Raw genomic sequence first — 15,473 nt, 5'->3', positions numbered from 1 at the left:
TATCCCTGATGATTATCGGTGTTCACATCCTGTTTGCCGAGTTGCCGTAACGGTAACGCCCGAACGGGGGTCATATGTATTTTCTCGATTCGGTCTCGCCGATCCTGAGCGCCAGCGGCCGAGAGCGGCTGAAACAGATTCCTGTGCGACTGTTGTTGGCGGCGATCATGGCCTGGGCGCTGCAGGCCGCGGGCATGGGGCGCTGGGCGCCGATCTGGCTGATCGTCGCCATCGGCGTGCAGGCCTTCGAATATCTGGCCATGGCGCCGTTCCGGACGGGACGGGCGGCAGGGCGGGTCCAGGTACTGCTGGCCCTGACCTCCACCACAACCATGGCGGCGGCCTATTCGGGCGTGGCCCTGGTGATATGGGCGACGGGAGACGCGGTCCTGGCCACCGTCGGCGCCCTGACCCTGGCCGGCGGGCTGCTGACCAATGTCGCCTCGGGCATCGGCTCGCGCGGTCTCTTCTTCGTCGGGGCGACGCCCTATCTGGTCACCCTGGCCCTGATGCCCCTGATCAAGGTGCTGGACGGGGATCTGGACGGGGTGATCATCATGATCCTGTCCAGCCTGTTGTTCGCTGGAGCGATCCTGAACGTCTATTGGCGGGTTCACGGCGCGCGGGTCGCCGAACTGGCGGCCCTAAGCGAGGCCGAAGAGAGGCTGGAACAGGCCCAGACGGCGATGGCCGACCGCGCGGCCATGGCCGCCATCGTCAGTCACGAACTGCGCACCCCCGTCAGCGCCATCCTGGCCGGCGCCCATGTGATGCGGACCGCCGAGACGCCGGACAAGACCCATGAGACCGCCGACCTGATCATCGACGCCGGGCGGCTGATGACCGGAATGCTCAACGACCTGCTCGATCACTCCAAGATGGAGGCGGGAGCGATGGCGCTGGAGGCGCGTGACTTCGAGCTGGGCGACTTCGTCCGCGACGCCGTGCGGTTCTGGGGCGCCCCGGCCGAGGAGAAGGGGCTGGTCCTGATCGCAGCGGCGCCCGAGGGTGAGCTGTGGCTGCGTGGCGACCCCTATCGGATGCGTCAGATCGTCAATAATCTGGTCTCCAACGCCATCAAATTCACCGCCGCCGGCGAGATCCGCATCGCCATGTCCGTCGAGGCGGCGGGCGAGGGGCGGCGCCGGCTCAAGCTGACGGTGCAGGATCAGGGTTCCGGCATTTCAGACGAGGCCATGGCCCGGCTGTTCTCGCCCTTCGCGCAAGGGTCGGCCGAGGTGGCGCGCACCTATGGCGGGACCGGACTGGGACTGACGGTCAGTCGCGATCTGGCGCGGCTGATGGGCGGCGATCTTACGGCCACCAGCGTCGAGGGGCAGGGCGCGGCCTTCACCCTTGGACTGGATCTGCCGGTCGGGGAGCCCGTCGAGACCGTCGACGGGTTCGAGATCGCGCCGCCGGTGCTGACGCGGCGTCTGCGGGTGCTGGCGGTGGACGACCACGAGATCAACCGGCGGACCATTTCGCTGGTGCTGCAGCCGATGGATGTGGAGCTGTCCACGGCCTCGGACGGGCATCTGGCCTTGGCCTTGCTGGCGGACAAGACGTTCGATGTGGTGCTGATGGACGTCAATATGCCGGGCATCGACGGCAACGAGACGACGCGGCGCCTGCGCGCCTCGGGCTGGGCTAATGCGACCATCCCGGTGATCGGCTTCAGCGCGGGGACGGAGGCGGCCCAGGTGGCGGCCTGCCATGCGGCGGGCATGACCGACTGGCTGGCCAAGCCGCTGGAGCCGAAGAAGCTCTACGACGCCCTGCAGAGGGCGATGGCCCGGCCGGAGGCGGTTGCGGCCTAGAGCGGCGTCCGGGCGCCGAACCAGGGCGTGATCCGGGCCAGGGCGTCCTCGATCTCGGGTGTCGAGACGGCGAAGCTGAAACGGATGAAGCGGCGGCCGTCGACCGGATCGAAATCGACGCCGGGCGCCGTGGCGACGCCGGTGTCGCGCAGCAACTGTTCGCAGAAGGCGACGCTGTCGTCGGTCAGATGGCCGATATCGGCCCAGATGTAGAAGGCGCCGTCGGGCGGGGCGATCTTCTTCAGGCCGAGCGCCGGCAAGGCCTCCAGCATCAGGGCGCGATTGCGGGCGTAGGTCTGGATGTGGCCTTCCAGCTCGTCCACGGCGTCCATGGCCACCAGGCCCGCGTGCTGGCTCAGGGACGGCGGGGTCAGGAACATATTGCCGATATAGGCGCGGGCGCCCTCGACCTGGGTCTCCGGGACCAGAAGCCAGCCCAGCCGCCATCCGGCCATGCTCCAGTATTTGGAGAAGCTGTTGATCACCACGGCGTCGGGCGCGAACTGCAGCATCGACGGGGTCGGACCGACGTAGGACAGGCCGTGATAGATCTCGTCCGAGATTATGGCGATGTTCCGCGCGGCGCAGACGGCGGCGATGGCGGCCAGTTCGACCTCGGGGATGATGGTCCCGGTCGGGTTGGCGGGACTGGCGATGATCACGCCGGCCGGGGCGGGATCCAGGGCCTCAAGCTGGGCGGCGGTCAGTTGGAACCGCGTCTCAGGCCCGCAGGCGATCTCGACCGGCTCCAGATGCAGGGCGCGCAGGCTGTTGCGATAGGCGACATAGCCGGGGCGAGCCAGGGCGATACGGTCGCCGGGCTTGAACCGTGTGCTGAGAGCCAGGACCAGGGCCGGCGAGGCTCCGCAGGTCAGCAGGATGCGGTCGGGATCGACCGAGACGCCGTAACGGTCGTCGTAAAGGCGGGCGATGCGGGCGCGCAGCTCGGGGCTTTCCCAATAGCCCATGCCGTCCTGGTCCAGCACCTGATGGGCGCGGGCGATGGCGGCGGCAGGCGCCCCGGTCGAAGGCTGGCCGAACTCCATGTGGATGATCGAACGGCCTTCGGCCTTCAGCCGGTGCGCCAGGCGGCTGACGCTGATGGCGCGGAAGGGCTCGACGGTCACTGGAGCGCGTCCGCCAGCCGCAGGAAGCCGGCCACGTCGATGGTCTCGGCGCGGGCGTCGGGCTCGATGCCGGCGGCTTCGCACAGGGCTGCGCCGCCCAGCTGTTTCAGGCTGGAGCGCAACATCTTGCGGCGCTGGCCGAAGGCGGCGGCGGTGACCCGTTCCAGCTTCTTCAGTCGTTCGGGCGACGGGCGTTCGTCCAGCGGGACCAGATGAACCACGGCCGAGGCCACCTTGGGCGGCGGGGTGAAGGCGGCGGCGGGCAGGTGCATGACGATGCGGGCGGTGCAGACGGCCTGGGAGATGACCGCCAGACGGCCGTAGGCGTCCTCGCCCGGCCCGGCGGCGACACGCTCGGCGACTTCCTTCTGGAACATCAGGGTCAGGCTGTGCGGCAGCCAGGGGCCTGTCAGCCATTTGATCAGCAGGGCCGTGCCGACATTATAGGGGAGGTTCGACACCAGATGGGCGGGGCCGGTGACCAGGTCCGCCTCCTTCACCTTCAGGGCGTCGGCCTCGACGATGGTCAGGCGGCCGGCGCCGTCGTCCAGTTCGGACAGCAGGGGGATGAAGCGGGGATCCTTCTCGACCAGCACCACGGGGCCGGCGTCGGATTCCAGCAGGGCGCGGGTCAGGCCGCCGGGGCCGGGCCCGACCTCGATCACGGCGCGGCCGTCGAACGGACCGGCGAGGCGCACGATCTTGCGGGTGACGTTCAGGTCCAGCAGGAAATGCTGGCCGAAGCTCTTCTTCGCCGACAGGCCGTGGGCGTCGAGGGTTTCGCGGAGGGAAGGAAGGTCGTTCACACCGCCCTGTTAGCGCGCCGCGCGCGCCGCCGCCATCTCCGACGCCAGCCGAATGGCGGCGATCAGGCTGTCGGGCCGCGCGATCCCCTTGCCGGCGATGTCGAAACCGGTGCCGTGGTCGGGCGAGGTGCGGATGATCGGCAGGCCCAGGGAGACGTTGACGCCGCCCCAGAAGTCCAGCGTCTTGACCGGGATCAGGGCCTGGTCGTGATACATGCAGATGGCGGCGTCATAGGTCGCGCGCGCCTCGTCATGGAACAGGGTGTCGGCCGGTCTGGGATCGGTGATGTCGATCCCTTCGCCGCGAAGCTGTTCAGCCAGCGGCAGCAGGATGTCGAGTTCCTGCAGGCCCAGGGCGCCGCCTTCGCCCGCGTGGGGGTTCAGGGCGGCCATGGCCAGGCGCGGGCGGGCGATGGCGAAGTCGCGCTTCAGGCACTCGTGGACGACGCGGGCCGTGCGAGCGACGCGTTCGGCCGTGACCAGTTCCGGCACCTGGTCCAGGGCGACGTGGATGGTCACCAGACAGGCGCGCAGATCCTTGGCCGTCAACATCATCACCGGACCGCGCGTCCCGGCATAGGGGGCGTCGGCCGTCAGTTCGGCAATGAATTCCGTGTGGCCCGGAAAGCGGAAGCCGGAGGCGTACATCGGCGCCTTGGCGATGGGGGCTGTGACGACGCCGGACGCTTCGCCGGACAGGGCGAAGCTGACCGCCTCCTCTATGCCGTCGGCGACCGAGGGCGCATTGGCGGGATCGGGGCGACCGACTTCGACTGCAGCAGGGAGCGGGCGATGGATGACCGGCAGGGCGGTCGCGAAGCGGTGGGCGGCGTCGCCGGGCGCGAAGACGTCGGCGACGGGTACGCCCTGGGCTTCCAGCAGGGCGGCGTCGCCGATGACGGCGAATGGCGACATGTCCGCCGCAGGGCTCTTCCAGGCGGCGGCCACGATCTCCGGTCCGACGCCGGCGGGTTCGCCCAGCGTCAGAACCAGAGGCCGGGTCATTTGAACTCGATCAGCGCGTCATTGCGCAGATCGCGCAGATAGCGACGTTCGAGCACGGCCAGGTTCTGGCCGCGCAGACGGCCCTCGACCTGTTGCCGGTTCGGGGCTTCCGGCCCGCCGACACGGCGACCGCAGACCGCAACCAGGTGCAGGCCCAACGGGGTGCGGATCGGAGTGGAAACCGAACCGATTTCGCCGGTGCGTGCGAACTGCTGGAACTGTGGGGCCAGGTTGGCGACATCGGATTCGCCGAGATCGGAACCGATCACGCCCGGCGTCGCGCGGGACTGGGACAGGATGTTGTCGCAGTTCAAGCCCTGACGCAGGCCTTCCAGGGTGCGGGTGGCGGCGGCGATATCCGCTTCCGACGCAGTTTCCGGCAGTTCGACCATCAGTTGCTTCAGCGAGACCAGGCTGGTCGCTGCGCCGTCGCGCTTGTCACGCATATAGATGATGTAGACACCGCCATCGACCGCGACGGGGTTCGAAAGCTGACCGGCCTGAAGCTGGTCGAAGATGGTCTGCAGGGCCGGCTGGACCGTGCCCTTGACCACCCAGCCGGCGTCGCCGGGGACGCGGGCCGAGGCCGAGGGGGCCGACGAGAACTGCTGCGCCACGGCCTGGAAGGGCGCACCCTGGATGATCTGCTGCACCAGTTGGCGTGCGCCGTTCATGGCGGCTTCCTGGCCGCCGACGCGCGAGGCCTCGATATAGATTTCGCCGATCAGATATTGCGGCTGGGCGGCGGTTTCGTTCAGGCGACGCACCTCCTGGTCCACCTGAAGCGTGCTGGGGCGGGCGCGGCTGTTGAAACGTCCCGGAACGAGCTGGTTCCAGCCGATCTCGGTCCGCAGGTTCTCGCGGAAGGCGTTCGGCTGTATGCCGCCCTGCTGGAGGAACTGCATATAGGCCGCCGGCGCGACGCCCGCCTGACGCGCCATCTGGGCGATCTCTTCGTCGATCTCCTGGTCCGTCACCTTCAGGGTGTCGAACTTGGTGATTTCCTGGGCCTTCAGCCGCTCCTCGATCAGGGCGTTGAGGGCCGCTTGCTGGATCGCCGGCAAATTCTGTTCAGTCGGCTGGACCTGGGACGAGGCGATCAGCATCAGCATGCGCTGGCGCAGATCGAAACCGGTGATGATCTTGTCATTCACCGTGGCGACGATGCCGTCGGCCATTTCGAATTGGGGCGCGGGCCGGGTGGCCGCGGGGCCGTCGCCGGCGGCGGGATTCGGCGCACCGGCGACGGGCGCCTGCGGAGCCGGCGTCTGCGCCGTGGCGGGCGCCGTCTGACCATAGGCCGAACCGGCGAGGAGGAGCGCCGCGAGCGCAGCCCCCGTCGAATAACGCATCAAACCCATTGGTCGTCCTGATTCCTCACAGCGATCCGCCAGCCAGGCCGGCAGGCGGTCGCGCCCCGTAAAGCGTCATGCTCAACGCATTTCGCCCTGTCCATAACCTGAACCTCCGAAAGTGGCGAGGTTTAGGCGTATATAGACCCCATCCGAGGGGCCGCTGGCTCGCACGCGGGTATTATCGCGGCGATAGCCCAATTCGAACCGGAAACAGTCGTCGTCGAACAGGACGCCGATCTCCTGCCGAGTAATGACGTTCCGCTCCAGGTCGGCGATGCCCGCGACCGCCACGCCCCAGTTGCCGTAGACGAACTGCTGTCCCGCCAACTGCACGAATTCATAGTTGCGGTTCTGAGGGCCGGCCAAGGGATTGGAATGGTCGACGATATAGCTGACGGTCGCCAGATTGCGGCGGCCCCAGCGGCCGTCGACGGCGGCTTCGGCCCGGCGGATGTCGCCCGAACTGTCGATCGTGGCGTGTCCCCAGCTGCGGATACGGTCCGACGGCGAGAAGCTGCCCTGGACGACCCAATCCGAGGTCGAGGAGGCCAGGCCGGTCGGATCGTAGAGACCGCCCGTCGTGCTGTCCGGGATCGAGGTGCGGAAGGCGTTCTCGTCGTCGGCGCGATAGCTGCGGCCGACGAACAGGCTGGCGCTGCGACCTGCCGACCAGCGAATCGTCGCGCGGCCGCCGGCCGTCAGGCGTGCGCCGCCCTCGACCAGGTCGTAGCCGGAAAAACGGTCCATGCGGAACAGCGAGGACTCGTCCAGCTCGATGACTTGGGAATCTTCGTTGGGAATCCGCGGATCGATGTCCGACTTGTTGGACACCGACACCTGCGCCACCGGCTCCAGGATGATGTCGCCGCGTTGGGTCCGTTTCACCAGCGGATAGCTGACGTCGACGCCGGCGCTGGCCCGGGTGCGGCTGAGGGTTTCGTCGCTCTGAATGCCCATCATCGGCGGCAGGTCCGACATGGAATAGAGGTCCACACGCGTATCGAAGAACGGCTCGATACGGATGCCGCCGCTCGTGATGAAGGTGCGACGCCATTCGGCTTGGCCGGTGATCCGGCGGCTATCCACGCCGCCCAGGCCGGCCGTGACCGGCGGGACGATGTCCGGGTTCAGGATCGGCGCGCCGATGAAACCCGTACGATAGAGGGACACGGCCGAGCCCTTGAGGCGCAGACGGCCGCCAAAGACCGGGCCTTCTGGCTCCCAGCGCGCGTCGATCAGAGGCGCGACCAGGGGCAGGGTGTCGTCGTTCTCGAACACCTTGAAGCCTTCGGCGTCGCGGAAGTCGGTGTCGGCGAAGGCGTTGTCCAGCCGCAGGCTCTGGATCGAGAAGGCGGCGACGGAGACGTAAGACCGGTTGGTCTGACGCTCGGCGTAGATCTGGCTGATCAGGCGACGACGGTCGCCGTAATAGAGGCCGTTGTCCTGATAGGGGTCGCGCACGTCATAGCGGTCGAACAGGGTCTTGTCCGAAGTGCGCTCGGCTGTGAAGCCGAAGCGCCACGGCCCGTCGGGATCATATTCGCCGTGTGAGAGCAGATAGGAGCGGTGCTCCTTGTCGCCGAAGCGGACATTGCTCTCGTAGTCGCCGTCACCGTTCAGGTCGAAGTCGCCGAAATTCCGCTCGTAGGTGTAACCGCCACGCGCGAAGACCGAGGCGTTGGCGAACCGTCGCCGCCACTGCAGGTTCAGCAGCGGCGCGACCTGGGTGTTGATCTGCGGGCTGATCAGCCAGTCTTCCGACGGCGAGACGACGTGGAGGTAGGGAATCTCGACCGAGACGCCGCGGTCTTCGCCATAGTTGACGATGGGCACCAGGAAACCGGAGGCGCGATCCACGGTGGGGTCTGGGTGGGCGAAGAAGGGGGTGTAGAAGACCGGCACCCCGCCGACGCGGAAGACGGCGTTGCGATAGATGACAGCGCGCAACTGCTCGTCCTGGACCACCTTTTCGGCCTGGATCGAAATGCTGGGCGTCTTGGGCCCGTTCACGTCACAGATAGGGCAGGGCGTGAAGATGGCGTAGTTGAGTTCATTGACCTTTTCGCTGCGCCGAACCGCCGTCGCCGCCATCAGGCTGGCGCCGTTCTGGAATCGGGTGGCGAAATCGACGGCGACGGCCGCCTTCAGGTCGCGATCGGTTTCAAGGTGGCTGGCGTAGACGACCGTGCCGTCTGCCGAGATCGCCTCGACCTGGCCGCTGGCCGTGGCTGCGCCGCTGGCCAGGTCATAGGCCAGATCCTCGCCGCGCAGGACGTTGCCGTCCGACCGAAGATAGACACGGTCGCCCCCATTGCTTTCAGCCGTGATGACGTCGCCGGTGCGGTTGGCGCTGCCGGCGTCGACGTAGACGGCGCCCTGCGGCAGGCCGTCGGATACGGCCGTGGCGACGGGACGTGTCGCCTGGGCGACCGCCGTTCCGGCGAAGGGGACGCAAACGAACAGCGCCGCGCCAGCCAGAAGCCGTGCCCGGAAGGCCTTCGAACGCCGATCGCGATCACCCTGCATGAACTGTCCGTCTGTCTTGAGCGAGGCGCTCGCTTAGCCGTCTTCGGTATAGAACAGCAAGGTGAAGGCGGCGAGCGCCGTCAATATCGGCGGCAGCCAGGCCGCCACGAAGGGCGCGACCACTTCGGCCGAGCCCATGGCCGCAGAAAACTGGTTCAGGAAGAAGAAGGCGAAGCCCAGCACCACGGCGGCCGCACTCATCTTGGCCAGATCGCCCAGCCGCATCAGGCGCAGCGAGAAGGCCGCCGCCAGGATCGACATGGCCGCGAACACCAAGGGTGTGACCAGAAGTTGCTGGAACCGCAGACGATAGGCTGTGGAGGCGAACCCAGCGTTTTCGATTCTCTGAATTTGGTTCGGCAGCGACCAGAAGGGCGTCGACTGGGGTCGGGCGAAGCGCTCGAACGCCTCCTCGTCAGCCAGGCTGGAGAGCAGGTCGAGGCTGGAATAGGTCACGGCGCGCTGGCCGATGCTGGCGCCGACCGCATTTGTCAGACGCCAGCGCCCCGCACTCAGTGCGGCGGACTGGGCGTCGATCCGTTCGGAGAAGTCCCGGTTTCCGGCGGCGTCGGTGGAATAGATGAAAAAGGTCACGTCCAGCAGTCGGGCGTTGGCCCGGTCCTGGCGCCCGGCGCGAATGATCATCTGCCTCTGGTCGTCGCCCTCCCGCAGCCAGATCGCCGCGTTCGAATCGGCGCCCGGAGCAGCGCCGGAAATCCGCGCCCGCTCGCGCTGCCACAGGCCGTCTCCGGCCGAAGCCAGGGGGCCCAGCACCGTCACGGTCAGCATGCCGAGGACAAAGGCCATGCCGGCGGCCGGCAGGACAAACCGCCAGGCTGACACCCCCGCCGCCCGCATGGCGACCAGTTCACTGCGCCGGTTCAAACCGATGTAAGCCGCCAGGGTGCCGAACAGGAAGACGAAGGGCAGAAGCTGCACGATCACCGACGGTGATTTCAGCGCCACCAGGCTCAGGATACGCAGGGCGGAGAGGTCCTGGTCCGAGCCGACGCCGCGCGACACCTCGACGAAGTCGATCAGCATGACCAGGGCGGAGATCACGGCCAGGGCGACACCCAGGGCGCGAAGCTGCTGGATCAGCACATAGCGTTCGATCCGGCCAAGGCGCGGAACCTGCCGGGGCAGGCGGAAGGCGGGCAGGGCCATGGTCATGCGAACCTCGCCCGGAACTGGGTGACGATGGGCCATTCACGACGCTTCCTGGGCTTCAGGGCGCGGAACAGGACCCGAAGGGCCACGGCGACAGCGACCAGGGGCGCGAGATACTGGAGGATGTTCATCCATGGGTTCCAGGCGCTGGCCGCAACCAGGCCGTAGCCGACGACCCGCACCAGCAGGAACAGGCCCGCCGCCTTGGCGATGCGGAGCGAATAGCCGCTGCGACTGAAGGATCCGCCCAGGATGGCGGCCAGAGCCATGGCCATGGCGACCAGGGCGTAGAGGGGCGAGGAGATGCGGTTATGGGCCTCGGCCAGCAGTTCACCGCGTGATCCCGCGGTTTCCAGCACCCGGGGCGAAGGATTGATCAGTTGGCGCAGATAGAGGTCGCCCGGCTTGTAGCGGATCTGCTCCGTCACATTGGCGAACTGGCCCAGGGGGAAGTCGTAGCGATCGAAGGACAGGGTCTCGAGCACGCCGCGCGACGAATATTTCTGCCACGAGCCATCGATCATGGTCAGAACCGGGGCGTTGGCGGCGTCACGACCGAATCGGGCCTCGGCCGCGCTCCAGTTCTGGGTGGATTTTCCGTCCTCCAGATAGACGAACATGTTCTTCAACAGGCCGTTCTGCTCGATCTGCTGGACATAGACGGTCAGGCCGTCGGGGCCCTGGACGAACTGGCCTTCCTCGACGAGCAGGGCCGCGAGGTCGGTGCGGATGGCGAAGGCCTGGTTGCGGGCCTCGCGCTGGGCCCACGGCTGGCCGAACAGGGTCATGACCAGGTTCAGGATCAAGACCAGAATCGCCAGACGCGCGGCGGGCGAAATCACCTGCCAGCGCGTCATTCCGCCTGCGAAGGCGGCGGTCAGCTCCTGTTCGCGCTGCATCCGCGTCAGGGCGATCAGCGCACCGACGAACAGGCCGATCGGCAGGATGACCGCCAGCAGCTGAGGCAGGGCGAGCAGGGTCAGCTTGACCATCACCCACACGCTCTGGCCGCGTTCGACGATGACCTCCAGTTGGTCGAGGCTCTGGCTCAGGATTCCGATTCCGGCCAGCGAGGCGCAGGCCGCCACGACGGGCAGGGAGATCTGGCGGAAAAGATAGCGTTGAATCAGAGTCATGGGCGGATGGACTTCGCCCGGTTGCAGGCGGCGATAATGAGGCGCATCTAGTAGCACAGGAGGGCGCGTCCGCGACAAGCAGACGCGCCGTTTGTCTTTTCTTTCGATGTTTACGCCGGGTGGGGCCTGGCTGGAGTCTCTGAATGAAGATCGAGTTCGTCGCCGCCGTCGACGCCGCTGAAATCCTCGCCGTGCCGGTTCATGAAGACCGCATCCTCGCCGCCTCCGCGCCTGATCTGGACGCCAAGGCCGGCGGCGCCCTGACGAAGGCGATCGCCAAGAGCCGCTTTGTCGGCAAGGCGGGCCAGACCCTGATCGTCGCCGCCCCGTCGGGCGTGGACGCCGACACGGTGCTGCTGGTCGGCGCTGGCGCGGCGGACAAGCAGGATGATCTGGCCGTCGAAGCCTTCGGCGGTAACGCCTATGCGGCGGTGAAACTGTCGGGCGCCGAAGTCCTGACCATCGACGCCTCCAACCTGACCCCGGCCCAGGCCGCCCGCGTCGGCTTCGCCGCGCGTCTGGCCGCCTATCGGTTCGACAAGTATCGGACCACGCAGAAGGCCGACAAGATTCCGTCGATCACCGCGATCCGCGTCGTGACCTCGGACCTGCGCGCCGCCGAGGCCGCGCTGGAGCCCCTGTCGGCCGTCGCCGACGGCGTGATCTTCGCGCGCGACCTGGTGTCCGAGCCCGCCAACGTCCTGTATCCGGCCGAGTTCGCCAAGCGCGTCAAGGCGCTGGAGAGCCTGGGCCTGGAGGTCGAGATCCTCGGCGAGGCCGAGATGGAGAAGCTGGGCATGCGCACCCTGCTGGGCGTCGGCCAGGGCAGCCGTCGCGAAAGCCAGCTGGCCGTGATCCAGTGGAAGGGCGGCGAGGCAGGCGGTCAGCCCCTGGCCTTCGTCGGGAAGGGCGTCTGTTTCGACACCGGCGGCATCTCGATCAAGCCGGCCGACGGCATGGAAGACATGAAGTGGGACATGGGCGGCGCGGCCGCCGTGACCGGAACCATGATCGCCCTGGCCGGCCGCAAGGCCAAGGTCAACGCCGTCGGCGTGCTGGGCCTCGTCGAGAACATGCCTGACGGCAACGCCCAGCGCCCCGGCGACGTGGTCGTGTCGATGTCGGGCCAGACGGTCGAGGTCATCAACACCGACGCCGAGGGCCGCCTCGTTCTGGCCGACGCCCTCTGGTACACGCAGGAGCGTTTTAAGCCGAAGTTCATGATCGATCTGGCCACCCTGACGGGCGCCATGATCGTGGCCTTGGGCCTGGACTACGCCGGCGTCTTCTCGAACTCGGATGAGGTCGCCGATCCGATCCTGTCGGCCGCCCAGAAGGTGGGCGAGAATTTCTGGCGGATGCCGATCCCGGCCATCTACGAGCAGCACATCGATTCGAAGATCGCCGATGTGAAGAACACCGGCAACGGCCGCGCCGGCGGTTCGATCACCGCCGCCCTGTTCCTGCAGCGCTTCACCAACGGCGTGCCGTGGGCGCACCTGGACATCGCCCCGACCGCCTGGGCCAACAAGAGCCCCAGCCCGACTGTGCCGGAAGGCGGCGTCGGCTTCGCCGTGCGCACCCTGGACCGGATGGTCGCGGATTCATACGAAGCCTGATCGCCGGAGAGGTAGAGCCGGATGAGCGGCAAGCCCGAAATCTGGTTCTACCACCTGGAGCGTTCGACGCTGGACCAGGTGCTGCCGACCCTGCTCGAGAAGACGCTCGAGCGGGGCTGGCGCGCCCTGATCAAGTCGTCGCACGCCCATCGGCTGGACGACGTCGACGAGCGGCTATGGACCTTCCGCGAGGAGAGTTTCCTGCCGCACGGCCGGGCCGATCAACCCTATGCCGATCGCCAGCCTGTGCTGTTGAGCGAATCGGGAGAGAACCTGAACGGCGCTCAGGCGCTGTTCATCGTCGACGACGCAGAACTGGGCGCGACGGAAGGGTTCGAACGATGCTTCATCATTTTCGACGGTCAGGACGAGACCGCGCTGCAGCACGCGCGCGGGCGCTGGAAGGCGCTGAAGGGGCAGGGCGGCAACCTGGCCTACTGGCGCCAGACGGACGAAGGGCGCTGGGAAAAGGCGGCCTGATCCTGCTGGGCCTGCTGGCCGCCTGTTCCAGTTCCCCGCCCGTCGCCGAACAGCCTGCGCCGCGCGCCGTCGAACAGGCGCAACTGACGCCGCCGGTCGGGTCGCGAATGCCGACGGGGCAGACGACTGACACCTGCAAGGCGGGCGAGATGCAGTATCTGGTCGGGAAACCCCGGACCGAGATTCCCGTTCCTGTCGATGTGGTGAACCGGCGCGTGACCTGCACCACCTGTCCCGTAACCCAGGATTTCTCGGCCTATCGGCTGAACATCTTCTACAACGCCGACACCGGCGTCATCGAACAGGTCCGCTGCGGCTAGACGGCGACCGATAATGGAGAAACGACCATGAAGACCGCCTTCATCCTGAGTTCCCTGATGGCCGCCGGCCTGGCCCTGTCGGCCTGCGCCCCGACCGAGACGCCGGGCGTCGAACCTACGCCGGGCGGCGACGCCGCCTTCAAGGCCTGCAAGGTCGAGGACTATCAGTCCTATGTCGGGCGCAATCGCTCGACTATCCCGACTGCGCCCGAGGGTCAGAGCTTCCGCGTCCTGTGCACCACCTGCGCCGCGACCATGGACTATCGCGAGAACCGGGTGAACTTCGTCTATGACGAGGCCTCGGGCGTGATCCAGCAGATCAAGTGCGGCTGATCCTCAACGGCCGACCGTATCGCCGGGCCATAGCGGCCCGCTGAACCGTTTGGCCAGATAGTCCATCAGGGCCGTGACCCGCGCCGGTCGCGGTCCGCTGCTGGGTGCGACCAGATGCAGGGCGATGGGCGGCAGGCGCCAGTCGGTCATCACCGTCTCCAGATGGCCGTCGGCGACGTCCTTCCAGTAGATGAAGTCCGGCTGGGGGAAGACGCCCAGACCCGCGCACAGCGAGGCCGTCAGGGCGTCGGAATTGTTGGCGCGCAGCGGCCCGCGCGGCCGCACCACCACCTCTTCTCCGGCATCGTTGATGAACCGCCAGGCGTCCGGCGTGGGCATATAGGCGTAGCTGAGGCAGGAGTGCCGCTCCAGGTCGTTCGGATGGGTCGGGCGCCCGCGCTGGGTCAGATAGTCGGGCGAGGCCACCAGATAGCGTTCGACCGGGCGCAACCGTCGCGCGGTCAGGGACGAGTCGGGCAGGGCGGCGATACGCAGGGCGCAGTCGAAGCCGCCGCCGACCAGGTCGATCACCTCGTCCGACAGGTGCAGGTCGATCGAGACGTCCGGATGGGTGGCCAGGAACTCGGGCAGGGCCGGGGCGACATAGGCCATGCCGAAGGACATGGGGGCGGCGAGACGCACCAGGCCGCGCGGCGTCACCGACATGTCCAGAGCCTCGGACATGGCTCCTTCCGCCTCGGCCAGCATCTGGCCCGCCCGCGCCGCCAGATTGCGCCCGGCGTCGGTCAGGGCGAAGCGGCGCGAGGTCCGGTGCAGCAGGGTGGTCTTCAACTGCTGCTCCAGCCGGGTCACCGCCTTGGACACCGTGGCCTTGGACAGGCCCAGGGCGTCGGCCGCGCCGGAGAAGGACTGGGCCTCGGCGACCTTGGCGAAGATGGCCATGGCCTCAAGGTCGGGCAGACGGGGCATGAAGGACTCGCTGTCGGGAAACGATGAGTTTCAGGTGTTTCTATTTCTGTTCGGTGGGCGATCTCTATCTTGGCGTCAAGCCAATGACGCCGGGACGGCCCGGCGAGAGGATACCGAGATGATCGAGCGCAGACCTTTTGAATCCCTGGGCGGCGCCAACCACGGTTGGCTGAATGCCAAACACCACTTCTCCTTCGCCAACTATTATGATCCGAAGCGGATGAGCTGGGGCAATCTGCGGGTGTGGAACGACGACGAGATCGCCGCCGGCACCGGCTTTCCGCCCCATCCGCACGCCGACATGGAGATCATCACCTATGTCCGCGACGGGGCCATCACCCACGAGGACAGCTTGGGCAACAAGGGCCGCACCGTGGCCGGTGACGTCCAGGTGATGAGCGCGGGCACCGGCATCCGCCACGCCGAATACAACGCCGAGCCGGACCTGACCCGGATCTTCCAGATCTGGATCGAACCGACGAAGCGCGGCGACGCGCCCAGCTGGGGCACCAAGCCCTTCCCCAAGGGCGAGCGTTCGGGCCAGTTCGTGGTCCTGGCCTCCGGCTTCGCCGATGACGCCGACGCCCTGCCGATCCGCACCGAGGCGCGGATCGTGGCGGCGACCCTGAACGCCGGCGACAGCGCCGACTATCCGCTGGGCGCCACCCGTCGCGGCTATCTGGTCCCCGCAAAGGGCGAGATCGAGGTCAACGGCGTCAAGCTGAACGCCCGCGACGGCGTCGCCATCGCCCAGGAGGAGGTCGTCACCGTCAAGGCGCTGTCCGATGCGGAGATCGTTCTGGTGGACGCGGCCTAGTAGACGGGGCCTGAGTTTAAGGATCAACC

At 67.4% G+C, this 15,473-nt stretch carries 14 protein-coding genes; 6 read left to right on the top strand and 8 right to left on the bottom strand.

Going from position 1 to position 15,473, the window contains the following annotated elements:
• Positions 1-74 precede the first annotated feature (74 nt).
• Entirely contained in the window at positions 75-1,820 is a 1,746-nt protein-coding gene (locus ACIQ1T_RS16450) for an ATP-binding protein (RefSeq protein ID WP_395945635.1), read from the top strand.
• Here ACIQ1T_RS16450 and ACIQ1T_RS16445 read toward each other — a convergent pair.
• From ACIQ1T_RS16445 to ACIQ1T_RS16415, 7 genes are all read right to left on the bottom strand, one after another.
• A complete protein-coding gene (locus ACIQ1T_RS16445) occupies positions 1,817-2,947 on the bottom strand; it encodes a pyridoxal phosphate-dependent aminotransferase (protein WP_395945634.1) in 1,131 nt (376 codons plus the stop codon). The two genes, ACIQ1T_RS16450 and ACIQ1T_RS16445, sit on opposite strands and share 4 nt — an antisense overlap.
• Positions 2,944-3,753 (bottom strand): 16S rRNA (adenine(1518)-N(6)/adenine(1519)-N(6))-dimethyltransferase RsmA, encoded by an 810-nt coding sequence (gene rsmA / locus ACIQ1T_RS16440; protein ID WP_395945633.1) that lies wholly within the window; start codon positions 3,751-3,753, stop codon positions 2,944-2,946. Before rsmA ends, ACIQ1T_RS16445 begins: the two co-directional genes overlap by 4 nt.
• 9 nt (positions 3,754-3,762) lie before the next feature.
• Complete coding sequence (gene pdxA, locus ACIQ1T_RS16435) at positions 3,763-4,758, bottom strand: 4-hydroxythreonine-4-phosphate dehydrogenase PdxA (RefSeq protein WP_395945632.1); 996 nt, start codon at positions 4,756-4,758, stop codon at positions 3,763-3,765.
• Positions 4,755-6,110 carry a peptidylprolyl isomerase gene (locus ACIQ1T_RS16430; RefSeq protein ID WP_395945631.1) on the bottom strand — a complete coding sequence of 452 codons (1,356 nt, stop codon included), beginning with the start codon at positions 6,108-6,110 and terminating at the stop codon, positions 4,755-4,757. The genes pdxA and ACIQ1T_RS16430 overlap by 4 nt, the downstream gene beginning before the upstream one ends.
• An 81-nt stretch (positions 6,111-6,191) precedes the next feature.
• A complete protein-coding gene (locus ACIQ1T_RS16425; protein WP_395945630.1) occupies positions 6,192-8,639 on the bottom strand; it encodes an LPS-assembly protein LptD in 2,448 nt (815 codons plus the stop codon).
• Positions 8,640-8,672: 33 nt separating this feature from the next.
• Positions 8,673-9,806 (bottom strand): LPS export ABC transporter permease LptG, encoded by a 1,134-nt coding sequence (gene lptG / locus ACIQ1T_RS16420; protein ID WP_395945650.1) that lies wholly within the window; start codon positions 9,804-9,806, stop codon positions 8,673-8,675.
• Between the two features lie 2 nt (positions 9,807-9,808).
• Positions 9,809-10,945: an LptF/LptG family permease gene (locus ACIQ1T_RS16415; protein WP_395945629.1), complete on the bottom strand. Its 1,137-nt coding sequence runs from the start codon at positions 10,943-10,945 to the stop codon at positions 9,809-9,811.
• Positions 10,946-11,088: 143 nt separating this feature from the next.
• Here ACIQ1T_RS16415 and ACIQ1T_RS16410 point away from each other — a divergent pair, with 143 nt between their 5' ends.
• The 4 genes from ACIQ1T_RS16410 (at position 11,089) to ACIQ1T_RS16395 (ending at position 13,697) form a co-directional block, all read left to right on the top strand.
• The gene (locus ACIQ1T_RS16410; RefSeq protein WP_395945628.1) at positions 11,089-12,564 is read left to right on the top strand and encodes a leucyl aminopeptidase; all 1,476 of its coding nucleotides are present in this window, start codon (positions 11,089-11,091) and stop codon (positions 12,562-12,564) included.
• 21 nt (positions 12,565-12,585) lie between these two features.
• On the top strand, positions 12,586-13,044 hold the full coding sequence (locus ACIQ1T_RS16405; RefSeq protein ID WP_395945627.1) for a DNA polymerase III subunit chi: 459 nt from the start codon (positions 12,586-12,588) through the stop codon (positions 13,042-13,044).
• A gap of 107 nt (positions 13,045-13,151) precedes the next feature.
• Positions 13,152-13,364, top strand: a complete 213-nt coding sequence (locus ACIQ1T_RS16400) for a hypothetical protein (protein ID WP_395945626.1) — start codon at positions 13,152-13,154, stop codon at positions 13,362-13,364.
• Between the two features lie 27 nt (positions 13,365-13,391).
• Positions 13,392-13,697: a hemolysin gene (locus tag ACIQ1T_RS16395; protein WP_395945625.1), complete on the top strand. Its 306-nt coding sequence runs from the start codon at positions 13,392-13,394 to the stop codon at positions 13,695-13,697.
• Positions 13,698-13,700: 3 nt separating this feature from the next.
• Here the strand turns inward: ACIQ1T_RS16395 and ACIQ1T_RS16390 are convergent, their stop codons facing one another.
• Entirely contained in the window at positions 13,701-14,627 is a 927-nt protein-coding gene (locus ACIQ1T_RS16390) for a LysR family transcriptional regulator (RefSeq protein ID WP_395945624.1), read from the bottom strand.
• Between the two features lie 118 nt (positions 14,628-14,745).
• Between ACIQ1T_RS16390 and ACIQ1T_RS16385 the strand changes: the two genes are divergently transcribed.
• Positions 14,746-15,444 carry a pirin family protein gene (locus tag ACIQ1T_RS16385; RefSeq protein ID WP_395945623.1) on the top strand — a complete coding sequence of 233 codons (699 nt, stop codon included), beginning with the start codon at positions 14,746-14,748 and terminating at the stop codon, positions 15,442-15,444.
• Positions 15,445-15,473: the final 29 nt, after the last annotated feature.

Source organism: Brevundimonas sp. (assembly GCF_044336875.1).
In the GTDB taxonomy this organism is placed as follows: Bacteria; Pseudomonadota; Alphaproteobacteria; order Caulobacterales; family Caulobacteraceae; genus Brevundimonas.
The sequence above is the reverse complement of the archived record's forward strand: the minus strand, read 5'-3'. Positions and strand labels throughout refer to the sequence as shown.